Annotated in this window: 17 protein-coding genes; 14 read left to right on the top strand and 3 right to left on the bottom strand. The window is 50.8% G+C overall.

The features are described 5' to 3' along the window. The first annotated feature begins 10 nt into the window (after nucleotides 1–10). The 6 genes from AAAX36_RS06890 (at nucleotide 11) to AAAX36_RS06865 (ending at nucleotide 11,667) form a co-directional block, all read left to right on the top strand. A complete protein-coding gene (locus tag AAAX36_RS06890; RefSeq protein WP_349074816.1) occupies nucleotides 11–1,078 on the top strand; it encodes a glycosyltransferase in 1,068 nt (355 codons plus the stop codon). Then, nucleotides 1,079–3,565, top strand: coding sequence for a glycosyltransferase family 2 protein (locus AAAX36_RS06885; protein ID WP_349074814.1), 2,487 nt, complete (start codon nucleotides 1,079–1,081; stop codon nucleotides 3,563–3,565). A 349-nt stretch (nucleotides 3,566–3,914) separates the two neighbouring features. Next, nucleotides 3,915–5,135 carry a hypothetical protein gene (locus AAAX36_RS06880; RefSeq protein WP_349074813.1) on the top strand — a complete coding sequence of 407 codons (1,221 nt, stop codon included), beginning with the start codon at nucleotides 3,915–3,917 and terminating at the stop codon, nucleotides 5,133–5,135. 80 nt (nucleotides 5,136–5,215) lie between these two features. Further along, nucleotides 5,216–7,426: an N-acetylmuramoyl-L-alanine amidase family protein gene (locus AAAX36_RS06875; RefSeq protein ID WP_117786532.1), complete on the top strand. Its 2,211-nt coding sequence runs from the start codon at nucleotides 5,216–5,218 to the stop codon at nucleotides 7,424–7,426. 1,045 nt (nucleotides 7,427–8,471) lie between these two features. Beyond that, complete coding sequence (locus AAAX36_RS06870; protein ID WP_349074811.1) at nucleotides 8,472–9,425, top strand: hypothetical protein; 954 nt, start codon at nucleotides 8,472–8,474, stop codon at nucleotides 9,423–9,425. 100 nt (nucleotides 9,426–9,525) lie between these two features. Continuing rightward, nucleotides 9,526–11,667, top strand: coding sequence for a C39 family peptidase (locus tag AAAX36_RS06865; protein ID WP_349074810.1), 2,142 nt, complete (start codon nucleotides 9,526–9,528; stop codon nucleotides 11,665–11,667). A gap of 61 nt (nucleotides 11,668–11,728) precedes the next feature. Here the strand turns inward: AAAX36_RS06865 and AAAX36_RS06860 are convergent, their stop codons facing one another. Beyond that, on the bottom strand, nucleotides 11,729–12,670 hold the full coding sequence (locus AAAX36_RS06860; protein ID WP_117716690.1) for a DMT family transporter: 942 nt from the start codon (nucleotides 12,668–12,670) through the stop codon (nucleotides 11,729–11,731). Between the two features lie 2 nt (nucleotides 12,671–12,672). Then, nucleotides 12,673–14,445: a phosphotransferase gene (locus tag AAAX36_RS06855; RefSeq protein ID WP_217495622.1), complete on the bottom strand. Its 1,773-nt coding sequence runs from the start codon at nucleotides 14,443–14,445 to the stop codon at nucleotides 12,673–12,675. A gap of 165 nt (nucleotides 14,446–14,610) precedes the next feature. On the opposite strand from AAAX36_RS06855, the gene AAAX36_RS06850 reads away from it, so the two are divergent. From AAAX36_RS06850 to AAAX36_RS06815, 8 genes are all read left to right on the top strand, one after another. Then, the gene (locus AAAX36_RS06850; protein ID WP_349074808.1) at nucleotides 14,611–16,782 is read left to right on the top strand and encodes an NlpC/P60 family protein; all 2,172 of its coding nucleotides are present in this window, start codon (nucleotides 14,611–14,613) and stop codon (nucleotides 16,780–16,782) included. Nucleotides 16,783–16,824: 42 nt separating this feature from the next. Beyond that, nucleotides 16,825–18,894, top strand: a complete 2,070-nt coding sequence (locus AAAX36_RS06845; protein WP_349074807.1) for a L,D-transpeptidase family protein — start codon at nucleotides 16,825–16,827, stop codon at nucleotides 18,892–18,894. Between the two features lie 108 nt (nucleotides 18,895–19,002). Continuing rightward, nucleotides 19,003–19,950: a glycosyltransferase gene (locus tag AAAX36_RS06840; protein WP_349074805.1), complete on the top strand. Its 948-nt coding sequence runs from the start codon at nucleotides 19,003–19,005 to the stop codon at nucleotides 19,948–19,950. A gap of 44 nt (nucleotides 19,951–19,994) precedes the next feature. Then, on the top strand, nucleotides 19,995–21,239 hold the full coding sequence (locus AAAX36_RS06835) for a hypothetical protein (RefSeq protein ID WP_349074803.1): 1,245 nt from the start codon (nucleotides 19,995–19,997) through the stop codon (nucleotides 21,237–21,239). A gap of 4 nt (nucleotides 21,240–21,243) precedes the next feature. Further along, nucleotides 21,244–22,104, top strand: a complete 861-nt coding sequence (locus AAAX36_RS06830) for a LicD family protein (RefSeq protein WP_158558654.1) — start codon at nucleotides 21,244–21,246, stop codon at nucleotides 22,102–22,104. Between the two features lie 33 nt (nucleotides 22,105–22,137). Beyond that, nucleotides 22,138–23,283, top strand: coding sequence for a glycosyltransferase family 4 protein (locus AAAX36_RS06825; RefSeq protein WP_084591857.1), 1,146 nt, complete (start codon nucleotides 22,138–22,140; stop codon nucleotides 23,281–23,283). 605 nt (nucleotides 23,284–23,888) lie between these two features. Further along, on the top strand, nucleotides 23,889–24,635 hold the full coding sequence (locus AAAX36_RS06820) for a glycosyltransferase family 2 protein (protein WP_117840741.1): 747 nt from the start codon (nucleotides 23,889–23,891) through the stop codon (nucleotides 24,633–24,635). Beyond that, nucleotides 24,635–24,991 carry a DUF2304 domain-containing protein gene (locus AAAX36_RS06815; RefSeq protein ID WP_117840743.1) on the top strand — a complete coding sequence of 119 codons (357 nt, stop codon included), beginning with the start codon at nucleotides 24,635–24,637 and terminating at the stop codon, nucleotides 24,989–24,991. Before AAAX36_RS06820 ends, AAAX36_RS06815 begins: the two co-directional genes overlap by 1 nt. Before the next feature lie 479 nt (nucleotides 24,992–25,470). On the opposite strand, the gene AAAX36_RS06810 is transcribed toward AAAX36_RS06815, so the two are convergent. Then, entirely contained in the window at nucleotides 25,471–25,728 is a 258-nt protein-coding gene (locus tag AAAX36_RS06810; protein WP_349074845.1) for a transposase, read from the bottom strand. Nucleotides 25,729–26,090: the final 362 nt, after the last annotated feature.

The following is a 26,090-nucleotide window of genomic DNA, read 5'->3' as shown; positions in this document are numbered from 1 at the left end:
GCGAGTGACTATGGCTACCCCCAAGATTTCCGTTGTCGTTCCCATCTATAAAGTGGAGGAGTGCCTGGCCTGGTGCCTGGACTCCCTGCTTGCGCAGGACATGCCCGATTGGGAAGGCGTGCTGGTCAACGATGGCTCGCCGGACGGCTCGCGCGATATTGCGGCTGCCTATTGCGAAAAGGACGCGCGCTTTACGCTGGTCGATAAGGAGAACGGCGGCCTGTCGAGTGCGCGTAATGCAGGCATCGCCGCGTCCACGGCGCCTATCGTTGCGTTTTTGGATTCCGACGACCGATTTACGTCCGATGCGTGCCGTGTAATCGTCGATGCCTTTGAGCGTGAGGATTGCGACGTTTTGACCTTTGGCGCGAACCCGTATCCGCTGGAGGCAGGGCATCCGTGGCTTAACTATGTGCTGAGCCCACGCGACGTTTCGTTTGAGGGCTATAGCTCCGACCTGCTGTTTAAGGAGGCGTCTCGCCCCTTTGCATGGCGCACCGCTTGCAAGCGCGCTTTTTTGCTGGGCAACGGGATCGTGTTCGATGAAACCGTTAAGTATGGCGAGGACCAGGTCTTCGATTTTGCCGTGTACGGTCGCTCGCGCAAGACCGCGCTTATCTCGAACAAGCTGTACGAGTATCGCGTGGCACGCAAAGGTTCGCTCATGGACACCATGCGCTACGACGACGAGACGCGTCTGCTGGAGCACGTGAAGATTTACTCCGCGGTGCTGGCTGACTGGCAGCGCGACGGTCTCGATGCTCATCATGCCGATGACCTGGCGTACTTCCTATGTGATCTGGTGCTGTACGATGCGCTCAGGTTGCTTGGTTCGGACTGCGGCAAGGTGTTTGCCGCCGTTGCTGCGGCGCTTAACGGTTCTGCTGTGGGCAGTGATGCTTCGCTCGCACAATGCGCTTCTTCTGTTGCCGCCATGGTGCGTGCGGCGCTTGTCGGTAAGGCGCCCGCTGCTCGTTCGTGCAAAAAACTCATGTTCAATTACGACGTCTTGAGGTTTGGGCGCTTGGGCGCGTGCAAGCGCATGGCTGCGAACGCTCTGGGAAAGCGAGAAGTGTAGATGAGTATCAAGCGTTTGTCACTTTGCCGCAGTCAGGGCCGTCTGTTTGTGCTGCTTCGTTTTGTCGGTCAGGATATCGCGGGGCTTATTGAGCAGGAGGATTCCCAGACTTTTGCCCATGCGACTACGAGCGGTTCTTGTTTGCCGTCACTGGTGCTCCCGGTCGATCATGGCCGTGTGCTGGCGCTATGCCCTTCTGTTTCCGATTACGAGCGCGAGCTCGCCGTTTTGGTGCTTCCGTTTTTGGATGGCTCGTCGATGGATGCCGTTTTTGCATCCGGTGGCCAAAGGTTGGGCTCTATTCGTCTCGATAGCCGCGTGGCCAAATTGGAATCCAAGATTAACTACAAAGCAAAGCCTGCGCTGTGCGCGCTTATCCGCGATGCGCAGCGTGGCGAACACTGCGGCCGCTACGAGATCGATGCCATTCGCTATTTGCCGGCAGACGTCGGCGCGGTGTGGCGCTATGAGGTTACCTGGGCGGGAGACCCCCAGTGCGCGCCTGAGCTCCAGATCTTCGATACGCATATGAATGCCATCGATGTTACCGTGCATGTGTTTGAATCGCAGGTCGATGTTCCGCAGCAGAACGGATGCCGCATCAATAAATCGTATCTGAGTGTTGAGATGCCTCAGGATATACGAGATTTTGTCGCGATCGTGAGCGATCCCACAGAGCGGATCCAAAGCGGGTTTTGCGCCATGGATGGTCGCCTGTACAACGGCATGGTCGACGACAGCTGGAACCGTATGAAGGACGCGCGTGCAGACGACGCAGCTTATCGACGTTGGTTTGAGCGGCATCGCGCAAAGCCGGGCGATTTGGCGTGCCAGCGTGTCGCTTCGGCGGCCTTTGCCTATAGACCGCTCGTGAGCATTGTGGTGCCGTGCTACAAGACTGATCGGGTCTACCTGCGCGAGCTGCTGGAATCGGTGCAAGCCCAGAGCTATGACAACTGGGAATTGCTGCTTATGGACGCCTCGCCCGAATGGGACGCGGTGGCCACCCTTGCGGCAGGTGCCAACGACGAGCGCATCCGTCGCATCGAGCTTCCCGGCAACGGCGGCATTGTGGTCAACACCAACGCAGGTATCGAGCAAGCGACAGGCGACTACATCGCTTTCTTGGACCACGATGACATTCTGGAACCGGACGCGTTATTCCAGTATGTTTCCGCACTGAACAAGGCGGCCGAGGGCGAGCGTCCCCAGGTCCTGTTCTGTGATGAGGACATGTTCCAGAAAACGGGGGAGTGGGGCCAGCCGGTCTTTAAGACCGTACTCAACGTCGACCTGCTCTATAGCCATAACTGCGTGACGCATTTCCTGATGGTGGAGAAGGCGCTCATCGATCACATTGGTATGTCCCCAGAAGACGTTGCGGGCGCCCAGGACTACGACTTGACGCTTCGCTGCCTTGCAGCCGGCGCGCGCTTTGAGCACGTTGCGCATGTGCTGTATCACTGGCGCGTGCATCCGGGATCGACCGCCGATGGCTCTGCCGATAGCAAGCCGTATGCCATTGAAGCGGGTCGTCTTGCGCTGCAGCGCCACTTTAACGCGCTGGGCGTTCACGGAACGGTCGAGGAGACCGAGACGCCGTTTGTCTACCGCATGCGCCATGCGCTGCCGGAGCCTGCGCCGCTGGTGAGCATTGTGATCCCCACCAAGGATCACATTGAGACGCTCGATGCCTGTGTGATGTCGATCGCCCAGAAGGCCACGTATACCAATTACGAGATCGTCTTGGTGGAGAACAACAGTGAAGCCCCGGAGACGTTTGCGTATTACGAAACCCTGCCAGAGCGCGTGGCTGCAGCATCCGAAGGCAAGGGCATCGCGCGCGTTGTGTACTGGCCGGGCGAGTTCAATTACTCTCAGATCATCAATTTTGGTGTGAAGCACGCCAAGGGTGACTACCTGCTGCTGCTGAACAACGATACCGAGGTCATAAGCCCGGACTTTATTGAAGAGATGATGGGCTATCTGCAGCGTCCCGATGCGGGCGTGGTGGGCGCCAAACTCTACTTTGCCGATCATCTGGTGCAGCATGCCGGCATTTTGGTTGGCGTGCGTGGCGCACTTGCCCATGCCAACCAGGACTTCTCGGCAAAGCGCGAGGGCTATCTTGCCCGTGCCGTGCGCCCGGGCAACTTTAGCGCCGTGACGGGTGCCTGCCAGATGGTGCGACGCGACGTATTTGAGCGCGTCGGCGGCTACAACGAGGAATTCGCCGTCGGTTTTAACGACGCAGACTTTTGCCTGCGCGTGTGGGAGGCGGGTTACCGCACCATCTTTACGCCCTATGCCGAGCTGTACCACTACGAGTTCACCTCGCGCGGCAGGGAAGAGGCCAACGAGGAAAAGCTGCGCCGCTGGAAGCGTGAGCAGGCGCTGTTCATGCAGCACTGGCCTGAGTTCTTCCTCGATGGCGACCCGTGGCTCGGACCAAACCTATCCTCCGACAGTGAGTACTTCTCGTTTTAGTGCGAAGTAATGCCAAGGTCCGGCAAAGTATCCTCCAGAGCTGCAAGAGCGGTGGGGTTCAGGTACTCCTCGTTCAAGCAGCTCTTGTCATATCGAAAACGTGCCTCAAGATTTTTACAGGTGGTTGTATTAAATCGGTTCGCTCATGCGCTCAGTTTGCCTTAGAAGCTATTTGGCGTAACGGTTGGGGTTCGGCGACTCATATTTAAATTGCAGTCACAAAGACACCTTTTATCGATTTCCCGTTGAAATACTGAATTGATAGTTTAAAAATAACTTAAGAGAGCCTTAAATCTCGGAGAAAGGATGTCGTATGAAAAACCTTCGAGAAAGATGGCGCGGACTAACAGTGCTGGGAGTTGTTGCATTTGCCGCTGTCTGCATGACGGTTGCCCCGGCGCCCTCATTTGCTGATATTGCTGGCGGTGGCGGAGGCGGTGGACCGATTACGGAATGGTGTTCCGACGGTCGTCCGAAGACTGGACTCGTTCGGTGCGAGGACGGCAACCTTCGCTATTTCGATCCCGAAACTGGCGCCATGGTCACGAACCAGTGGCATAACGAATACGAAGCTGTCTGGTACTATTTTGGCGCTGACGGGATCGCGGTGTCGGGCTGGCAGTCTATCGGTGGGGACAAGTATTACTTCTACCCCGAAAGCCATGATATGGCATACGGCCGAGTTCAGATTGACGGCAAGAACTACTTCCTGAACACCCCTGGTGCCAACGCCGATGGCCGCATGCAGCATAGCGGCTGGCTCTATGACTCCATCTATGGAAAGTGGTTCTATGCGACCTCCAGTGGCGAACTGCTGACCGGTTGGCATAATATCGGTGGAACTTGGTATTATTTCGACGAGTATGGTGTCATGCTGACCGGCTGGATCAACGTTTCGGGGACGTGGTACTACGCCAACGCTTCCGGTGCGATGGCCACTGGCTGGCTCAACATCGGCGGTACGTGGTACTACCTCGACGGTTCGGGCGCCATGGTCGCTAACAGCTGGCGCAGCCTCGGCGGCTCCTGGTACTGGTTCGGCGACTCCGGTGCAATGGCCACTGGCTGGTTCTTGGCAGGCGGCTCTTGGTACTATGCGAGCGGTTCGGGCGCCATGGCAACCGGCTGGCTCAGCAATGGCGGCACGTGGTATTGGCTCGGAGGTTCGGGCGCTATGGCCTCTAACTCTTGGGCTAACGTTGGTGGAGTTTGGTACTGGTTCGACGATTCCGGCGCGATGGTTACCGGCTGGCGTCAGGTCGGCGGCGCCTGGTACTACTTTAGCGGTTCCGGCGCTATGGCCCACGACGCCTGGGTCGGCGACTACTACCTCCAGTCTTCCGGTGCCATGGCTACGAATACCTGGGTTGGCTCCTACTATGTCGGCGAGGACGGCAAGTGGATTCCGGGCTATGGTTTAGTTTGGTATAAGAGCGGTAGCCATGTTTACCATACGCATAAGTGCCGTACCGTTGGCAAGGACGCAAAGGGCTATTCGCAGATCTCTATCCAGGAGGCCCAGAGGCGTGGCGCTTCACGAGAGTGCAAAAACTGCCAGCAAATTGGCTAGTACATTACTGAGCTAGTTTTGATTGAGGCCCCGTTGCCCTGAGGTGACGGGGCCACTGTGTGATTGGATACTGTGCTGCTATGAAGAAATGGTCATTCGGGGTGCTGGTCTTTTCGGGCCTTGTTTCTTTGGGGCTCCTTTTGGGTTCGCCCTCGATGTTATACGCCCTTGATTCGAATAACACTGACGAAGGTCCCGCATCTAACGTTGCTATTGCTTCTGTCGAGTCAGGCGTTGATGCTCAGCGCGAATCGACCTTCGCTGTCGAGCAGAACTCTCAGGTGGATAATGAGACCCCTTCCGAGGTTTCGAATCAAATTATTTGGCATCAGGGGTGGATATCACCCGAAGAAGGGGCTGGTTTTTGGCGTTGGGGCTTGTCCGACGGAACAATCGCTGTTTCTTCTTGGAGACATATAGACGGTAGCTGGTACTGGTTCGACGACGAAGGTCGAATGGCTCAGGATGGGTTGGTTCAAGTCGGGGGTGCGACGTATGCCTTCTCCTCTTCGGGCGCAATGCGTGTCGGCTGGTACCTAGATTCTACGGGCTCCACTTCTGCTTGGCGTTATTTCTCCGGTTCTGGCGCCATGGTAAAAGGCTGGCTTTCAGACGGCAGCAACTGGTATTGGCTGGATGATGAGGGCAAGATGGTCCACGATGCGATGCTGCAGATTGGGGGAGCCACGTATGGATTCTCTTCTTCTGGTGCAATGCTTATCGGATGGCATCTTGATGCTTCTGTCTGGCATTATTTTTCCGGCTCTGGCGCTCTGGTAAAGGGCTGGCTCTCGGATGGGGGTCGTTGGTACTGGCTTGATCCTGCAGACGGTTCTATGGCCACCGGGCTGAATGAATGCAATGGCACCTCTTATATCTTTAACAGTTCAGGGGCCATGCTATCCTCCCAGTGGGCACTTATTGACAACAACTGGTATTACGCTGACTCCAACGGCTTACTGCATGGAGGTTGGTTACTTCTAGGGAATTCTTGGTATTACCTGGATCCAGGAAGCCATATTATGCTCACGGGCTTTGTGCAAGTGGGCTCGTCCACCTATTTCCTTACGAGCTCAGGTGCCATGGCAACAGGCTGGGCACTTGCTGATGGTACTTGGTATTACGCCGCATCAAACGGAGCTATTCAACGAGGGCGATGGATAAAGTCCGGAAGCGCCTGGTATTACCTTGATGATGTATCCGGCGCAATGCGTACTGGTGAATTTGCGGTAGGAAGCAAGCGCTATTTTTCTTATGATTCCGGTGCAATGGCATCTTCGTGCTGGATCAACTTGAACGATGGTATGGCATGGGCGAATTCGTCTGGAGCACTGAGCGAGCCGTTGCCTACTTCATCTGATGGATCTCCTGTAGTCGCTGATCGTACTGACTCGTCTTCATTGCCAGGTGTGATTCATATTGGAGATGCGGTTTTCTATGCGGATGCGAATGGTGTCGTTAACGTGGCGTCTGGTTGGATTATGTCGAAAGACGCTTCTGACGAAAGTGGCAATACTTGGTACTACGCATCTTCCAATGGTGTCCTTAAGTCTGGTTGGCAATATGTCAACGGTGCGTGGTATTGGATGGACCCTTCCACATTCAAGATGAAAACTGGATGGCTTAATGACGGCGGTACGTGGTACTGGCTCCAGCCTTCGGGTGCCATGTTTGCTAACGGGTGGCTGAAAATCGATGGCGTTGACTATTACTTCAATGCAAGTGGTGCATGGTTGAATACGTCTGGTTCTGTTTTGGGGGTCAATAGGTCCAGCTTGGTCAATTGGCTTATGAGCCACGAAAACGACGGCTATTACCGTGGAACACGCTACGACACGCATCTCAGCCAGGAAACGTGCATGTACCCAAAGGGTGATCCGCGTTGGGACGGTTATACGGGCATGAATTGTGGTGGATTTGTATCGCATGCATATATGAAGGCGGGCGGGAATTTAGCTCCCATTGCCGCCGAGCAGAGCCATTCCCCTTGGAGTGGAGGTCCCGGAAGGGGCGGCTGCGTAAACGCTTATCGTTGGTACGGCTACGCTATCGATACGTGTGCGAACGTGACTTATTTCAACTCTATTGATGAGTTGTTACGTAGTGGTTTGGCTCGTAAGGGGGACATTGTGTTCTTCAATCCTTACAACCCATATGCGGACGATAGCCACATTGGCTTTTTCTGGGGCAATTCGCCGAGCGAAAATTTGTTCTGGCATAGTGATGGTTATGGAAATCGCATCTCCGGTTTGACCGCTTTGGGCCCATCGAAAGTAATACTGATTCGTTAGAATTCCGAGTTGTAGGGGACTCTCTGGGCCCCCTACCTTTTTGACATCTGGTTTGAAAGTTTATTTGAAGTCGGTATTCTTGGGGGCAAGAGGAGGGGGCAATGAGCCTGCGGGTTCAACCCTGCCGGTAAGTTCTTCTTTTCTTTGCAGCATTGCGCCCAACTATTTATTGTCCTAGATGGCATCTTGTCCTGTTAGATGTTCGGGAATCTTTCATAGCTATGCTGTAAGCTAGACGCAATCAAGAGCGAATGACGAGGTTTACATGAACAAACATCTTAAGTTGTTTTCGGCATTGTTGGTGCTGATGCTCTTTGCGCCCGTTTCTATGTTTGTATGCCCTGCGGATGCAGAGGCTGCTCAGACTCTGGTTGAGAATTCTTGGCGTTATGAGGGTGGACTATTAGTTTCAGATGATGCTTCTTCCGAAGAAGACGGAATAGCTTTATTGTCTATGGACGCTCTTCCCGATGGGGTTACAGCTCAGGGCATTGACGTCAGCGAGCACCAAGGGCGTATTGATTGGGACGCAGTTAAAGCTTCTGGCATCGATTTCGCTATTCTGCGCGTTGGGTTTGGCGCTCCGTCTTTCGGCGGTCGAGTTGACTATCAATTTAATCGAAATATTTCTGAGTGCGAGCGACTCGGAATTCCCTACGGCGTCTATGTCTATTCATATGCTTTTGATAATCAACAGGCAGCCGATGAGGCATCAATGGTGATCAATTGCCTTTCTGGGCATAATCCAAGATTGCCGGTGTATTACGATCTTGAGGATAACTCGATAATTGCAAATGGACGTCAAACCGGAATTGCATTGAGGGCGCAGGTTTTTTGTAATAGGATTTCTGCCGCAGGATATGAGCCTGGTATTTATGCAAATTTAAATTGGTTTAACAACATTTTGACTGACTCTGTATTTAAGAGTAGCTCTTGGGATCATTGGATTGCTCAATATAACTCGCAATGTGACTATACCGGCAATTACAGTTTTTGGCAGTATAAGAGCAACGGAAAAGTCCCTGGAATCAACGGCAACGTTGATATGAACTACGCGTATGTTGATGTCTCCCTTTATCATTGGCAACTAATTGACAGCACCTGGTATTATGCAGCCTCCAACGGCAAGGCGTATACCGGATGGTTGTTTCAGAGTGGCACGTGGTACTGGCTCGAGCCCGACGTGGGCGGTGCCATGGCGACGGGCTTTCACGAGTGCAACGGCTCCCTGTACTGGTTTAATTCGTCCGGCGCGATGGCGACCGGTTGGGTGCTCGACGGCGGGACCTGGTACTACGCGACGGGCTCCGGCGCGCTGGCGCGCGGCCCCGTATCCGTCGGCGGCGTGCCCTACTGCTTCGACGCCCGGACGGGGGCCATGCTGACGGGTTACCAGACTGATGCGCAGGGCGTCCGCCGCTACTTTGGCAGCTGCGGCCCCCTTAACGGCTGGGGCCTCGTCGACGGCTCCTGGTACTGGTTCGCTGACGGTATCGCCTCGACCGGCTGGCTTTACACCGGCGGTTCCTGGTACTGGCTCGACCCCGACGCGGGCGGCGCCATGGCGACGGGCCTCCATTCGTGCAACGGTTCCGCATACTGGTTCAACAGCTCCGGCGCAATGGCGACCGGATGGGTCCTCGACGGCGGGACCTGGTACTACGCGACTGGCTCCGGCGCCCTCGCCTCCGGCTGGCTCAACCTAAACGGTGCGTGGTACTGGCTCGATCCCTCGACGCACGCCATGGCCACTGGGCTCCACGAGTGCAACGGCTCCGCGTACTGGTTCAACGCCTCCGGCGCGATGGCGACCGGTTGGGTCCTCGACGGCGGCACCTGGTACTACGCGACGGGATCAGGCGTGCTGGCCTCCGGCTGGGCATACGTCGGCGGCGCCTGGTACTGGCTTGACCCCACGACGCACGCAATGACTACGGGTGTTCAAGAAATCGATGGGGTGCAATACTCTTTTGCTAGCAATGGTGTATGGCTTGGCTAGCAGCTCTTCTTTAATTGCTTTTTTCTAATTACATATTGCTCTTAGCCATCCATTTGTAGACTATGTTTATGTAAAAATTGGTTACTACTGGGGGCTGCACATGGCAAGGAAAAAGCGAATAACATTAATCCTAATCATTCTTTCAACCCTACTGCTCGCTGGGCCCGGTGTGGTTGATATCGCGAACGCAGAACCCATAAGCTCCTCTATCCCTACTGATATTGAGAGGCAATCCGTCCCCTCGACTCTTTCTCCTTCCGATTCAATCGATGATGGTCCTGCTCAAGAATCCGTTAAATGGAATCTGGGTTGGAATTCGTTTGACGGCAACTGGTTCTATGTGGATTCAGTCAATCCGGTCTCGTTGCATTCTGGCTGGCTCTATACCAATGGGGCCTGGTACTGGCTCGATCCCTCGACGCACGCCATGGCCATCGGGCTCCATGAGTGCAATGGCTCCGCATACTGGTTCAATGGCTCCGGCGCGATGGCGACCGGATGGGTGCTCGACGGCGGGACCTGGTACTACGCGACGGGCTCAGGCGCGCTGGCCTCCGGCTGGCTCAACCTAAACGGTGCGTGGTACTGGCTCGATCCCTCGACGCACGCCATGGCGACGGGCTTTCACGAGTGCAACGGCTCCCTGTACTGGTTTAATTCGTCCGGCGCGATGGCGACCGGTTGGGTGCTCGACGGCGGGACCTGGTACTACGCGACGGGCTCCGGCGCGCTGGCGCGCGGCCCCGTATCCGTCGGCGGCGTGCCCTACTGCTTCGACGCCCGGACGGGGGCCATGCTGACGGGTTACCAGACTGATGCGCAGGGCGTCCGCCGCTACTTCGGCAGCTGCGGCCCCCTTAACGGCTGGGGCCTCGTCGACGGCTCCTGGTACTGGTTCGCTGACGGTATCGCCTCGACCGGCTGGCTTTACACCGGCGGTTCCTGGTACTGGCTCGACCCCGACGCGGGCGGCGCCATGGCGACGGGCCTCCACGCGTGCAACGGCTCAGCGTACTGGTTCAGCGCCTCCGGCGCGATGGCGACCGGATGGGTCCTCGACGGCGGGACCTGGTACTACGCGACTGGCTCCGGCGCCCTCGCCTCCGGCTGGCTCAACCTAAACGGTGCGTGGTACTGGCTCGATCCCTCGACGCACGCCATGGCCACGGGCGTTCAAACTATCGGATCATGTGAATACATATTTAATAGTACCGGCAAGATGATGGCTAATTGCTGGTCAAACGGTGATGGGTCTTGGATGTATCATTCGTCATCCAGCGGCGCAATTGACCTTAAAGGCATCATGACCGATTCGGGAATCCAGCTGATTGACGACGACGGTAATGCCAGAACTGGTTGGATTGAGAGTCAGGGTGCTCGATATTATTGTTCTGCTAGTGGAGTAATTCTGACTGGGTGGCAGCAAATTGCTGGGTCTTGGTATTACTTTAACCCGGATGGTCGAATGGCGACCGGCTGGCTTAACGATGGCAGCAACTGGTACTGGCTGGATTCCGCTTCTGGCGCGATGAAAACGGGATGGCTTTCCCTTGGGGGCACATGGTATTACCTTGATGCCGCACGTGGGGGAGTAATGTTGAGCAACGGTTGGTATTGGATCGGCTCTACTGACTACAAGTTCAGTTCATCCGGCGCAATGGTTGGCGCTTGGGTCGATGTCCCGTGCTATTTGCAGTACCCGGAACTTCCTACTGGCTGTGAGTCGGTTGCCCTTACAAACTTGCTTAACTACTATGGTTTCGGTTTAGGTAAGACGATTATTGCGGATTATTACTTGCCCAAGGGAAGCAACGGCAACTTTGTTACCGCCTTTGATGGCAACCCAAGGCGTAGCAGCGGGGGTCTCATGGGATGCGTCGCCCCTGCGATTACTATTGCTGGTAATAACTTTCTGCGCGCTGCGGGAAGTATCATGCAGGCAAAAGACGTTTCTTTCTCGTCAATTTCTTCCATTAAGAACAGACTGACCTGTGGACAACCTGTTGAGATGTGGAATACCGAATGGGGAAGTTGGCCAGGAGGCCGTTATGCTGCTCGTTGGTATAACGGGCATTCCTATGGTCTGTGGGGCGGTAATCATGCCGTAGTCCTTAAAGGCTATGATGACGAGCAGGGAATTGTCTATCTTTCGGATTCGATTAACGGCAATGTTACGCGAAATGCCCAGGTGTTCTTCGGCACGTGGCAACAGATGGATAGCCAGGCTGTGGTAATTGAATAGCCATGATGCTAAAAGGGGAGAGCTCGTCGAGCTCTCCCCTTTTACTATATTGTTAATCAAGCTACGCCGTCTTATTACGTCCAAATAGTTCGTCCCAGTTACTAGCTGCCAAAACTGTTCCGCATACAATTACAACGCAGCAGATTACGGATGCCATATCGGGAATTGTTCCAAGCAAGATCAGGCCAAAGACCACCGACCATGCCGAATAGGAGATATTCAGAGCCATCGCACGCGCTGCTCCGATTGCCGCAATCCCCTTGTAATAGAACAGATAGGATGCAGTTCCTGCGAGTCCGGCGAGTGCAATAATCAATGTAGGCATGCTCGGGATGGCACCCAGCGTGAAATGCCATGCTCCGAAGAGGGGGAGTACAAGCACTCCATAAACAAGCGCACTTGTAGTTTCGCGGATTTGCAAAGCCGTTTCGTCATCAACGGCATCATCTTTCATTCCCCATGCGCACAGCACCGCTTCGGATCCCCATCCGATAACAGCAAGCACCGCGCCGAGTAAGCCGAGGGGGGCATTTGCAATCTCGCTCGATCCGGCCGATAGATAGCCCATCGTCATTACGCCGCAAAGAGCAACGAGAAGGGAAAGAATCTGTCCTTTGCCCATTTTCTCCTTCAGCAGCACGAAAGAAAGGAATGCTCCGACAGCGGGATAGAAGGCGGATATAATTGCCGTGTAGGCTGCTCCGATATTATTAATCGCCAATACGTATCCGGTCATTCCGATAGGTCCACCGAGCAGTGCGCCGGCGATGACGACCTTGCCCGAACGAGTTTTAAGTGCAGCGAGCGTGTCTTTTAATCTGCCTCGAACTCCCATGTACCCAAAGAGCCAGATCGCACAGAAGGCATCATGGAGAAAAGATCCCGCAATGGAGGCACATGCAAGCGCTTCCGCCGATCCAATATAGGGCGCGAGCGCCAACCCGATTCCAAGTATTACTGTATCAAGGCCCCAAAGAAGACCGCTAAAAAAGCCGAATTGCATCGTTACTCACCTTTTCGATAGATCTCCAGTGCCTTTTTAAGGTATTTGGCACTGTAATTGAAGTAGATATAGAGCCATTCGCCTACGAAGTCGCCTTCGGCTTCTTTCAGAAGAGACCAGAGGTACCAGCACCATCCTGCAAGGGCAATGTGCGCATAGTTATGTGCAACTTCGTTGTTTGTTGCCTTGCGCCCAAAATATGCATCAAGCGCGCGGTCGACTTCATCTTCGGAAAGCTCGCAGCAGACACTGCACGTTCCAAAATCGTTTGCATAATCGCTCATGCCAGCATATTCCCAGTCAATGAGATAGTACTTGTCGTTTTCATCGATAAGGAAATTGAGGTAAAAGAAGTCATTGTGACAAAGGCATTTTGGCGCATTGTCGGCCTGGACAAAGTGCTCCAATTCATCGATTTCGGCGGCCATTTCCCTGTAGCCTGGAATGTCGATAGGGCCTTTTTCCAGAAGAAGTGATTCGTAGCGCTTCGCTTCGAGGTAGAAGTCAAATTCGGTTTCGACATTTGCACCGCTCTCGTGAAGCGAACGACACATCTGCATCATTCGATTCATTTGGGCATCATCATGCGGATCAGGCTGCTTTGCGTTGGGTACAAACTTCGAAATTTTCCAACCGCGCTTTGGGTCCTCATGAATGAACGTGTCGTCAAGGCCGAGTTCCTTGGCCTTTTTAAGTGCGGCTACTTCTCCATTTCTGTTAATAAGCAGTTCGGTCCCGACTCCCGGATGGCGGTAAACGTACTCTCCGTCATTGGTTCTAAAGTGGCACGATAGATTCGTAAGACCTTGTTTAAGGGGATAAACGTCGTGAATCTCTGATTTGGAGCAGCCGAGCACTTGCTCGATGTTATCGAAAATATCGGAGTCAACGTTTTCGATAAAATGCGGATCAAAGGCACGCAGTTCATCAAGAGAATCGAATTCGTTGATCTCGCCCTCAGGATACTTTTTGATCACCATATCGAGCTCCTTGATGTGCTCGATATATAGATCTTCCCAAAGCTTGTCCGTTGTTTCGGGCTTGTTATATTCCGTTTCGAGAATCTGCTTAAATGCAAGCGAGAAGGCTTTATCAAAGTAGACATGTCCGAGCATATACCAAGCATCGGAACCGCCAATCGTAACATTGGTGATTCTGTCCATTGCTCCGGTTTGAATGCACCATTCTTTGGTGGCGCCTTCAGCATATTGAGCAGAATAAAATGCTTTCCAAACGTATGCTTCAAACGGATTGTTTAGAAGGTAATCATCGCTTGAACAAATATAGGTGTTGCCAAGCCGCTCTTTTACGCACATAAGCGATGCGTGGTTATTTTTGGATGCATATTCGTTGTTGACGACAATCGAAACGCCGAACTTGCTTTCGAGATAGAAGAAATACTCTTTTTTATAGCCGACAACGACGGTGATATTGCTGATACCTGCGTCTTGCAGCTGCCTAATCTGACGTTCGATGAGAATCTCACCACGTACCTTTAAAAGGCCTTTGGGCTTTTCATACGAAATGGGAGCAAAGCGGCTCGAAAGCCCCGCAGCCAATATCACTGCGTTTTCAACCTTATAGGGGTGAAGTGCTTCGTAACCGTTGTCGGTTAGGCTGTCCGATTCGAGAAGGCCTTCATTCGTAAGCTCTTTATTTGCTGCGTTTACCGATCCAAGTGAGAGGCCAGTGCGCTCGGCAACTTCTCGCTGGCTGGCATATGGGTTCTTTAGGTATTCGTACAGAACAGTAAAGTTACGCTTGGTCAGTTCCACTGCAGGCCTCCAATTAAGATGTTCATTGCTTAGGGAAAGAATAGAATGATTGAACGTTATGTTCAATTTAATATATTTATCTACATAGACTGAACAGACAGTAACGAAAATCAATCCTGGAATGTGGATTAAAATAAATAAATGAGATATCTGGGAGGGTCGCTTATGTATCGATTCGAAAAGAAGGCCACGCTTGTTTGTGCTGCTGCGTCATTAATCACTGCTTGCTGCTTGCCCCTGAGTGCGAATGTCGCGCTTGCACAGGATTCCGTTGAGGCTCAGAGTATTGAGTCAAAAGCGGATTTTTCTTCTGTGGTTTCCGATGATTTGCAACCTGATAATTCTTCCGTCATAAAAGATGGCTGGCAACGAGACGAGTCGTCTGGAGTTTGGTATTACGGAAAAAACGGTAAACACCAAACTGGCTGGCTGCAAAGCGGGGGCTATTGGTATTGGCTTGATCCAGCCAATGATGGTGCAATGCAGACAGGTTATTTCAATGTGACCGATGCTGGCGGATCGACTGCTTCGTTTTATGCGAATGACGGCAATGCCGCAACGCCTTTTGGCGCGCTATATCAGAACTGCTGGCTACGTAACTCAGATGGAAATTGGTTTTATGCCAATGCTGGAGGCGATTTAGCTGCTGGTTGGTTTTATCAAGACGGCACATGGTATTACCTGGATCCTGCCACCCATATAATGCAGGTTGGTTTTGTCGACCTCGGGAGCGGGAAATACTATTTAGATGCCACTGGTGCTATGAAAACCGGCTGGATTCTCGTTGACGGGAATTGGTACTGGGCTTATTCATCGGGTGCCCTTGCTTCGTCATGGCAAACGATAGGTGGGGCTCGCTATTATTTTGACCCACAGACGTTCATCATGTTTAAGGGTCGTCAAAAGATTGATGGAAGAACCTACATTTTTGGTGACTATGGCCTCGCAAATGGATGGTACAAAGACGGAGCAGATTGGTATTACTGCTCTAACGGTATTGCGGCCACTGGCTGGAAACTCGTTAACGGCGCTTGGTATTATCTCGACCCAGCCTCCGATGGTAAGATGTCCGTTGGGTATTTAGACCTTGGCAATGCAGCATATTATTTGAACCCCAATGGGGTTATGGCTGTTGGCTGGGCTCAGTCCGAGAACGGCTGGTATCTAGCCTCTCAATCTGGTGCGCTTATTTCTGACTGGTATAAAGAAGGCGCTAGCTGGTATTACCTGGACCCTGTTAGCCATCTAATGAAAACGGGCTTATTTGAGGTGAGCGGCAACGATTGTTTTGCAAACCAGAGCGGTAGGCTCGTGGTTTCAAGCTGGGTTACCGTTAATGATGGCGTTGAAAGATATGCCGATGATAATGGATATCTTTGCAAGGATGTGATTCGCGAAAACGGCGCTATTCTAAAAACCGCTGGAGCTGATGGTTGGCAGGTTGCGTCCGGCTGGGTTAATGTCGCAAATCTAAGGTTTTACGCTGAGCCCGGAACGGGTGCCATTCATCTTGGATGGCTGCAGATTGACGGCGATTGGTATTGGCTTGATGCCAATTCTGGCGTGATGAAGACCGGATGGGTTTTTACTGGTGGTTCATGGTATTACCTAAACGCTGACGGAAAAATGGTAACTGGTTGGAAATGCCTGAATGGAACATGGTATTACCTTGAGTCCAATGGAAGCATGCATGTTGGCTGGCTTAAAGATTCGGGTAAGTGGTATTGGTTAGACGGCAGCGGCGCTATGGCAACGGGCGCAAGGACCATCGACGGTGTTCGCCGAATTTTCTGGAGCGATGGCCAGTGCGACAAAGTTGGCTGGCAAAATCCATCCCAGTATCCTCAGGTCAGTTCTTGGACTGTTCAGCTGCCTAGCTATTGCACCGGATACTTTACCTATGTGACCCCTTCTCGCATTTCTGTCGAAGCAACGCGGGAAGATTGCGTGAACGCCTTTATCCAGCGCGCCTATGAGTATATCGGTACGCAATATATTGAGCCTTGGTCTACCGCTCCCGGTGGAGCTGTTGATTGCTCTGGTTTTGTCTTGCAGTGCCTTTATGCTACTGGCATGGATATGGGTGTTTACAACCCTTATAACCATCGCTGGGATCCAAGCCAAACCTACAATTCCATGAATTGGTATCGAAGCAATATCTTTATGCCCGTGAGCACGAGCTCGATTCAACGCGGCGATGTGATTTATTACCGCGGTCATATTGCAATTGCACTTGGCGGCGGCTTGATGATTGATTCCTGGCCTCATCAAGGTGTCGGAATTCATCCTATTAGCGCAAGGGGAAATGTAATCGGCGCAGCTCGTCCGTTTATTTAATAGATTCCCTGCAAGACAGTCGGTACCGGTTGGGGGCTTGAAATGAATGCTCGGATTGATCATCGAATTTGCTGGCGAGTAATTGGCTTGATGCTATTTTCCGCCTTACTTTCAGTTACAGACCCCGCATTTTCTTGCACTGCTTATGCCGTGGAAGAGGGGGCGGATAACGGTGTCGTAGAGCGTGACTCGACAGGAGGGCCGGGAGCATTGGTCGGTGGCGGTTGCTCTCAAGACTCCAGCGATTGTGCCGGCAAAACAACGGAAGATTCGAGCCTACAGGTTGTCGAAAGCCATGACCCGTCGACTACAGAACAACTATCTGGATGGCAATGGAACGGTTTGTCCTGGTATTACTATCTAGATGGCTGTCGTTTGACCGGAATTCAGAATATTGACGACTTGCTGTACTACTTGGACCCCGCTCGTGACGGCGCAATGAGCTGCGGCTGGATTTTTACTGAAAATAAGTGGTATTACGCGGGTCCGTCAGGCGCTTTGGTAAGTGGCTGGCAGTTTATTGGAGACCAATGGTACTGGTTTGACTCCCTTAACAGCTGTTCTATGGCTACTGGTCGACGTGTTATTGATGGGCACCCTTATCTTCTTGGAACCTATGGACTGATTAATGGATGGTACCTTGATAACGGTTTATGGTATTGGGGTAGCAATGGTGAAGTCTTAACCGGCTGGCTTCAAACTGGCAATAACTGGTATTGGCTTGATCCCGCCAATGATGGTGTTATGTCTAGAGGAATCGTTTCTGTCGGTTCGTCTCGTTACTATTTATCGGATTCCGGCGCAATGGCTGTTGGTTGGGCGTTTGATGGGACGGACTGGTATTACGCTGACGGTTCCGGCGCACTTGCATCGGGCTGGCGTTTGGTGAATGGCGTTTGGTATTGGCTCGATGTCGCAAATGACAATAGAATGGCTACCGGCTTTTATGTCATCGGATCCAACCGGTATCATTTTTCTTCAACGGGAGCGTTGTCACTTGGCTGGTTTATGAGCGATGGAGACTGGTATTACGCTGAGCCTTCTCAAGCGTCGGGCATTATAAAGACTGAATGGCTGAAGGACGGTGGTCAATACTATTATCTCGATCCTGCCGCCGACGGTAAAATGCTTCTTGGTCATTTTTCTGTAAATGGGAAAAGCTATTATGCAAAAGCTTCAGGCGCTGTTGCTTGTCGTGAATGGGTAGATGTCCAGGACTCGGTTCAGGATGAGCCATCTAAGGCTTTTGCTGGTTCTGATTGCTCATTGTGTGGAGCATTGCGTAATGGAAAACTGTTTACATCAAACGGCGATGGCGAATTGGCCGAAGCTCACGGGTTTGTGATGCTTGGAGGCTGTAAGTTCTATGCTGATTCAACCGATGGCTCCCCCTGCGCTGGATGGAAGAACGTTAACGGAAAATGGTACTTTTTTGATGAGACCGCTGGCTATGCACGATCTGGCTGGCTGTACAAGGATGGCTCCTGGTTCTATTTAGATCCGTCCACTTATGCTATGAAAACCGGTTGGGTTGCCGTTAACGGATCTTGGTATTACTTGAATTCGTCTGGTTATATGCAGACAGGATGGCTCAATCTGGGCGCCACCTGGTATTGGCTTGATGCTAGTGGAGCTATGGCTACTGGCTGGCGCGTTGTGGACGGATCCTGGAATTTCTTTATGGCTAACGGCGCGTGGGTGTCAGACTATATGGATGCTAAGGCTCAAAGTTATTCAAGCAATACAAATTGGCTGATACTTGTCGATACGTCACGTTGCGTTACGAGTATTTACACTGGATCCTGGAATAACTGGTCCTTAAACCGTCGATATGTATGTTCGACGGGAAAAGCTAGCACGCCTACGGTGATAGGGGAGTATCAAGTCTACGGTAAGGGATACTCCTTTGGGCATGGATATACTTGCTATTACTACACGCAGTTCTATGGTGATTACTTATTCCATTCCTCACCCTACTACGTCAACAGCAACCGCGTGATGGATCCCACGATGGGCGTTCCATCCTCTGCTGGATGCGTACGCCTTGAGATTCAGAATGCAAAATGGATTTACGATAACATTCCTTATGGAACAAAGGTTGTTACTTATTGATATTAGGCACTCGTTTTAAGAGACAGGGATAAATACTCTATTTTTAAAAGAGTTTCTTTTAACTGAGGGTGCTTTGATAATCTTTAAGCAATGAATTTGGGAGGATTTTTGGAAATAGAAATGGGAAATGATATTGGCGTATGCGTACTTCTCTCAGCTTATAAACCCGATCTTAAGTTTTTCGCGGAACAACTTGATTCGATAGATAAACAAACGTTTCCGCTTACGCTTCTAGTTAGAAATGACTGCCCTGAATCGGATTCATTAGAGCGGTTTATCCAAGCGCATATAACGAAAAACGCCTATCGGTATTATCACGGTGATAATAATCTCGGTTATGTCAAATCGTTCGAGGTGCTGCTCTCCTTGGCGGAAGGGGATTACGTAGTACTTTGCGATCAGGATGATATTTGGGAGCCTAATAGAGTTGAAGTTTCGCTCAACCATATGCTAGAAGAAGGCTCAATTCTAGATGTTTGTGATAGATCGGTAATTGACGAAAACGGAAATATTCTGGTAAAGAGTTATAGGAAAGCTCATCCTAATTCGCCGGAAGTAAATTGGTGCTCTGGAGAGGATATTACTGTACAGGCCGCAAGCGTATGTTACGGCATTGGTATGGCTCTCATGTTAGATGCGAGTGCGGCGAAGTCGATGATTCCCTTTCCGGAATCGACTGCACATGACTTGTGGTTGACATTGGGTTGCAGTGAACTGGGGAAGTGCAGCTTTACTATGACTCCTTTGGTTAAGTATCGTCGACATGGTGGTAACGAAACTGGATTCCTTGCAGGTGTTTCTTCAAAAGATGATTGGTATTCGACAAGAGTTAAAAACAGGGTTGATACTGCTAGGCGATTTGCCGATAGATTTCCCGATTCACCGCATCTAAAGGAAATATTGGGGTTCGCTGAAGCAAGGGAGCGGCGCTCCATAATTGGTTTACTTAAATACCGACGAGCTTGCCCGTCTATCGCTAAAGCAGATATCATTATACGTCTTATGCCGAATTGGCTGTTTATTTTGATTTTAAAAGAACTTAAAGCTGCGAGATAGCTCCGTATCCTCATTTCGACAGGTTTAGAAGGGCGCTTATATTTGTGAAGGCCACAGAGAAGACTCTTTCGATTAAACATAATATGTTCTGGAATACCGTCGGTTCGTTGACTAATTTAGGCTGTCAGTGGCTTATCACCATTTTGGTCGTTCGGCTGTCTGATGGATATAGTGCTGCAGGCATTTATTCGCTGGCTATGTCTATTTTCAACATGTTTTCTCAATTAGCCCAATACAGGATGTACACGGTGCAAATTGCAGATGTTGAAAGGAAAAACTCTGCTGGTGAATACCTGACTTTTCGTTTCTTTACTACTTTTATAGCGTTTGCAATGTTAGCCGTCTATTCCATTGCAACGTGTCGTATTGGTACGGTGCCCGCTATTCTTCTGTATGCTCTCTATAAAACCGCTGGCTTAGTCATTGATGTCATGCATGCTAATGATCAGGCTGGTCATAGGATGGACTATATTGGGAAATCCCTCATAATGCAGGGCATCGGCTCTCTCCTTTCATTCATTCTTGTCTTTGGATTTTTTAATAGCCTCGAAGGTGCACTGTTGCTTATGACGGTAGTGACAATAGGCATCGGAGTTATTTACGATTATCCAAGATCAAATCGGATTTCTGCAATCAAGCTTGGAATTAGCCGAGCGAAGGTCAGAGCCTTCCTATGTAGCTGTTTGCCCATCGTTCTGGGCGGCATTGCTGCTTCTGCGGCGCCGAATATTCCCAGGCAGTATTTATCTTATTCATTCGGAGATTCTGCTCTGGGTATTTATGCATCAGTTGCTGCACCTGTGGCAATTATCCAAATGGGTGCGACCTATATTTATAATCCTTTATTAGGTTATCTAGTAGAGCGTTACCATTCTAGAGAAAAGTCCTTTTTTTCGCTCATAGGTAAAATACTTGCTGGCATCTTTTTTGTCGGTGTCATATCTTCAGTTGCCCTTTTCTTTTTCGGTAAATTATTGCTGTCACTGTTTTATGGCGCTGGAATAGCTAAACATACCGATCTCCTTCAGCCTATGTTGGCTTGTGCCTTTTTGACTGGCATCGCTTGGTTTGTCAACGATTTGTTGGTTTCTCTTGATAATTACCGAGGGGTATTTGTTGGCAGCATGCTGTCCTTAATTAGTGCTGTCGCTGTTATGGCTCCTGCGCAAATGCTGTTTGGCTTAAATGGCCCTACTGTATCGGCGCTTATATCCAATGCCATTTGCCTTATTTATCAGTCTTCTGTTTTGGGGAAACAGACGCAACAATGGTTCGGGGAAAAGAGATAGGCCGATGATGTCTAAAGCTCACGCGCTATTAAAGCTTCAAAACACTGAATTGGATATCCTTCAGGTTGTCGCCGCATTCTGCTCTAAGCACGGCATCAGGTGGTGGCTTGACGGTGGAACATGTTTAGGAGCAATGCGTCATAGGGGGTTTATCCCTTGGGATGATGATATAGATATCGGAATGATGCGTTCAGATTATGACCGCTTTTGCTCTTTAGCCGAGGGTGGGTTACCGGAAGGATATTCGCTCCATACATCGCGGAATACTACTGGCTATGCTGCGATGTTTGCTAAGGTGTATCGCGATGGAACTCGCTTCGAGAATCAAGAGGCTCGAGAGGCTTCCAGTTCGATGGGCATTTTTGTCGACATCTTTCCATATGACCAGCTCTATACAGATAAACGCCTTCGTGCAAAGCAAGTCCGAACTGCATCAATTGCACAGAAAAGAGCCTATTTATATCATTCTTCTTCCATTGTTGTCCCTCATAAAGGGTTCCTTGGTCAACTCGAGCAAATTGGTTGTTCTGCTATGCACGTGGTGGAACAACTGGTTTCTCGAGGCGCATGCTCTTACCAGGATTTGTTCGATTCCTGTATTGCCGACTCAAATACGGGTGAGGTCTCTGATTACTGTCTGACGTTAAGCTGGCCGAATATGGCGCCAGTGCCTATTTCAGAGATTTTCCCTCTGAGCAGTGCGGTTTTCGAAGGCAGTGAATTCCCTGTTCCTCGTATGACGGATAAATATCTTACAACGATGTATGGCGATTGGAAAAAAATACCGTCACCGGATAATCGACATACCCATCTTCCGCTCTTGCTCGACTTTGGAGATGGGGAAGTCTGGACGGCACAGAATTAAGGATATGACATCTATATCAGATGAGGTTATGTGATGAGCTCCTCTATTTGTATTTTCACTCACCATTATCACCCGCAACTTAGTGGAATTGGTAATTTTGTCGATGGTCTCGCTCACGCCTTGACTGCACGCGGCGATAGGGTGGTTATCGTTACTAATGATTCGATGCGCGTGGGAGTCGGTCATTCAGTCGAAAACGGCCTGGAGGTAATTCGTCTTCCTTGCATTCCGTTACTTGATGGAAGACTTCCTCTTCCCAAAAAAACCAGTGATTATTACCGACTCCTGCAAACCCTTGATGATTATGAGTGGAATGGTGTTCTGATAAACACGAGACTTTTCCCTCTCTCGCTCGAAGGGCTGAAGTTTGCTGCGGATCATAGTGCTAAGGCTGTTGTTCTCGACCACGGCTCAGCGTATCTCTCTTTCAATCAGCCATTTCTTGATTATTTTGTTCGCCGATATGAAGATTGGATTACTGATCGCGTAAAGTCGTTTGAACCTGATTTCTATGGGATTTCTTCTAAAAGTGTTGAATGGCTTCAGCACTTTAATATCACTGCAAAAGGCGTAATTTCAAACTCAATCAATGCCTCATTCTATAGGAGTATTTCTTCGGGGAGAGATTTCCGATCTGAATTAGGTATCCCTCAGTCATCTTTGGTTGTAGCTTTTGTCGGGCGGCTTATTCCTGAAAAGGGAATTTATTCAATTATTGAGGCGGCTCGCACAAAAGATATTACCAAGCGTGATATTTGTTTTGTTCTTGCAGGGGATGGTCCGCTGGCTAATGAGGTCAAGGAAGCTTGTTCGTCTAACTTGTTTTGGCTTGGGAGATGTAACACAGAGGATATTTCCTCCTTACTTCAGCAAGCAGATGTGCTTTGTCTTCCAACTCGTTCCGAAGGCTTTTCAACGGTACTTCTTGAAGCTTCAGCCTGCGGAACGCCTGCAGTGGTAACAGACGTGGGCGGGGCACGCGAGCTTATCTTAGATGATAGCTACGGCACAATAATTCGGTCCATGGCATCTGATGAGGTGGTTTCGGCATTATGCAGGCTTTTTGATGATCGAAAGCTGCTTTCTCTTCAGTCTCGAAACTCTAGGGCGCTTGTTGAAAATCGATATAACTGGGATGCCACTGCTATGGATGTCGAGAAGGCGTTTTGTATTTGCTAAGTGATACTTGGCTGGCTTATGTTCGGATGAAGTTGATAATCAAGGGCTTTTGTTCGGCTTTTGCGTGAAGTTGGATATAAGTGCCGATTTTGGTATTGTCGATTCCTCCTATTTCATGAATATTTGCTCGCTTGAGCACCGCTGAATATCAAGAAGCACGCCGCTGTTATTGCGCCTGGCTTTGGGGCCGACATGGGTCTCGGCGCCTATTTATTGCTAGCGTCCGGCGTCGCGTCGCTGCTGCATGTTGGCCTCGCCTGTATCAACCCAGACCGCGTTTCCTTAAGCTAGTGCCAAAGATTAAGGCTATCGTTGGGATGGGGGGGATAGTTGGAGCAGTTTTGTCCGATTAGAATGGCGTCGAAGTCTTATGCACCGCGCAATTGGGCGAGAGCCGCAGCGGATTTGTATCTCGCGATGGCAGATGGGGGCTCCAGGTGAACGTCAGCTGTATGCCAGCCGTGCAAACTAAATATCCAAGCTTGAGATGTAACTTCGCGATGGTTAGTCCGGATGCTGTAAACTTTATTCATTACTAGACAGTGCGTTGGACTGTAAGGGCCGCATTTTCTTCGAGCGTCGCTAAGGGCCAACTATTATTTGGAATGGATGAAACTCGATTGTCATTTGCTTTAACAAAAGATTCAAAAGGATATCCGCGTGTTCTGGTAATTATTCCCGCTTATAACGAGCAGGAATGCATTCTCAATACCGTTGCTTCTATTAAGGCTGCTGGATATGACTATGTCGTAATTAACGACGGCTCACAGGATGGGACACTTAGGCTTTGTCGAGAGCATGATGTCAACATATTGGATCTCCCACAGAACCTTGGTATCGGTGGGGCGGTCCAGGCGGGGCATAAGTATGCTCAGAGATTTGGCTATGATATTGACATTCAGGTTGACGGCGATGGCCAACATGATCCTTCTTATATACCTGAGCTTGTTAAGCTGATTGAGGGTGGGGCGAGTCTGGCGATAGGCTCTCGATTCTTGGTCGAGACCGACGGTTTCCAATCAACCTTTATGCGTCGTGTTGGAATCAGGTGGCTCTCTTTTTTGCTTAAGTTGCTTACAGGTAAGGCGGTCACCGATCCCACTTCTGGCTTTAGAGCCTGCAATAAAGACGCCATCGACTTATTCTGCAAGAGCTATCCTGATGATTATCCGGAGCCGGAATCGATAGCTTTGGCTATGAAGCTTGGTCTCCCCGTTATGGAGGCACCTGTAAAGATGAATGAGCGCCAGGGCGGGCGTTCATCCATTGGGGTTCTCTCTTCCGTCTACTACATGATTAAAGTTACGCTTGCTATTGTCCTTGTGTGTTGGATCCATAGGGGAGACCAATAATGAATTTTTTTCTAAGGATTGGGGCAGCCATCTTTTTTGGTGGGTTCCTCGTTTATGTTCTTCGACTCGTATCCAAAGGAAAGATGCTTCTTAAGTATTCTTTGCTTTGGATTTTAATGTGCATGGCGGCCTTGCTTTGTGATTTATTCCCTCAGCTTATTTTTTATTGCTCCACGGCTATTGGGTTTGTTAACCCGGCCAATTTCCTCTTCCTGGGTGCAATTGTGCTGTTGCTTGCAATCTCTCTATCCCTTAGCGTTGCGGTGAGCCGTCATGTTTTGGCAATCAAAAGCCTTACACAAAGGATTGCCTTGCTCGAAAAGGAGCTTGAGAATCGGTTGGATTATTATGACTGAGCTTGATACAATTATTTGATTCAGTTTACTTTTAGTTCTTCAATGTTGCTAGTTGAGGAAAGTGGAAATCTGCCTTATACAAACGTTGCTTATACCCTTTGCTGAGGTCTGGATCGGTACCAAATCCGATGATTCTCATCGCGGGTTGCCATTTGCTTGTCAATGGAGGCGATATCCCTGCTCCGGCTGCAATGTTGTTTCAGCTGTTAAGTCGTGGTCGAATAGTTTTGTATTAATAATGTAGAACAGATAATAGAATCAGCCGGAGGACTCCATTACAAAAGAGCGTAATTCCATTATCGAGCCATTTGGGTTAATTTCGATGTGGTGTGTAGTTACGCATCATTTTGTAATGCATAATGCAGATGATGTATCGGTTTTTGCTAGCCCTTTAACCCGTTAAATTTATTAGGACGATATCACTGGCCTGATGGCTGAACTACTACCACACTACCGCTACGCCCCAGTGGGGCTGGGTTTTAAATACGCCTTTGGAATGATATTGCTTTGGCTATCTTGCGGAAAACAATCTCGAAGAAGAGTGGGCTCCTTGACGTAGGTCGCGTCGAGCCAGACGTAGGGCACTGGCGAGCCCTCGAGCGGCCTTCCGTACAGATCCTCGATGCCTGGTCCAGGCTCGAGGCGATGGCGCTCACCTGGTCCTTCGAGAGCCTGGAGACGCCTATCTTCTCGGCTACCCTCTGCACCTTGCGGGTGCTCGTGCCGGTGGCGTACATCTCGGCGACGGCGGCAACGAGGGCGCGGTCCACGCGCCGGTGGCGCTGTTAGCGCCGGGCGATTTTAGCCGCTAATAGTCAAACTATTTTGACCAATCCCGGTCACCGAATAATGGCCACCGTGCCTCCCCGCCGCCACTACGCTGGTGGTGCCAACACGCCGGCGTTAGGAGGACCATTGAGGTGAACGAGAGACACGATGACCTACAGGAGATTATAGACGCGGCGCTCCGGTAGATGGCCGCGGAGGAGGGCGACGGGTTCGACCCGCAGGCATGCAACCTCGCGGAGTTCTGCAGGAGGACGGGGCTCACCCGCTCCCGCGCGAGGACGGTCAGGGCACACGGGTTCAGGGCCCTGCC

The sequence above is a fragment of the Collinsella sp. CLA-ER-H10 genome (genome assembly GCF_040092475.1).
GTDB lineage: Bacteria > Actinomycetota > Coriobacteriia > Coriobacteriales > Coriobacteriaceae > Collinsella.
Note: the sequence above shows the minus strand (reverse complement) of the source record. Positions and strands in the feature narration are given on the sequence as shown.

Excerpts from the sequence above, each read along its gene's own strand:
- AAAX36_RS06810 (WP_349074845.1), bottom strand. The coding sequence starts at position 25,728 with ATGTACGCCACCGGCACGAGCACCCGCAAGGTGCAGAGGGTAGCCGAG.
- AAAX36_RS06850 (WP_349074808.1), top strand. The coding sequence starts at position 14,611 with ATGTATCGATTCGAAAAGAAGGCCACGCTTGTTTGTGCTGCTGCGTCA.
- AAAX36_RS06845 (WP_349074807.1), top strand. The coding sequence starts at position 16,825 with ATGAATGCTCGGATTGATCATCGAATTTGCTGGCGAGTAATTGGCTTG.
- AAAX36_RS06890 (WP_349074816.1), top strand. The coding sequence starts at position 11 with ATGGCTACCCCCAAGATTTCCGTTGTCGTTCCCATCTATAAAGTGGAG.
- AAAX36_RS06830 (WP_158558654.1), top strand. The coding sequence starts at position 21,244 with ATGATGTCTAAAGCTCACGCGCTATTAAAGCTTCAAAACACTGAATTG.
- AAAX36_RS06815 (WP_117840743.1), top strand. The coding sequence starts at position 24,635 with ATGAATTTTTTTCTAAGGATTGGGGCAGCCATCTTTTTTGGTGGGTTC.
- AAAX36_RS06820 (WP_117840741.1), top strand. The coding sequence starts at position 23,889 with ATGGATGAAACTCGATTGTCATTTGCTTTAACAAAAGATTCAAAAGGA.
- AAAX36_RS06870 (WP_349074811.1), top strand. The coding sequence starts at position 8,472 with ATGAACTACGCGTATGTTGATGTCTCCCTTTATCATTGGCAACTAATT.
- AAAX36_RS06865 (WP_349074810.1), top strand. The coding sequence starts at position 9,526 with ATGGCAAGGAAAAAGCGAATAACATTAATCCTAATCATTCTTTCAACC.
- AAAX36_RS06875 (WP_117786532.1), top strand. The coding sequence starts at position 5,216 with ATGAAGAAATGGTCATTCGGGGTGCTGGTCTTTTCGGGCCTTGTTTCT.
- AAAX36_RS06825 (WP_084591857.1), top strand. The coding sequence starts at position 22,138 with ATGAGCTCCTCTATTTGTATTTTCACTCACCATTATCACCCGCAACTT.
- AAAX36_RS06885 (WP_349074814.1), top strand. The coding sequence starts at position 1,079 with ATGAGTATCAAGCGTTTGTCACTTTGCCGCAGTCAGGGCCGTCTGTTT.
- AAAX36_RS06860 (WP_117716690.1), bottom strand. The coding sequence starts at position 12,670 with ATGCAATTCGGCTTTTTTAGCGGTCTTCTTTGGGGCCTTGATACAGTA.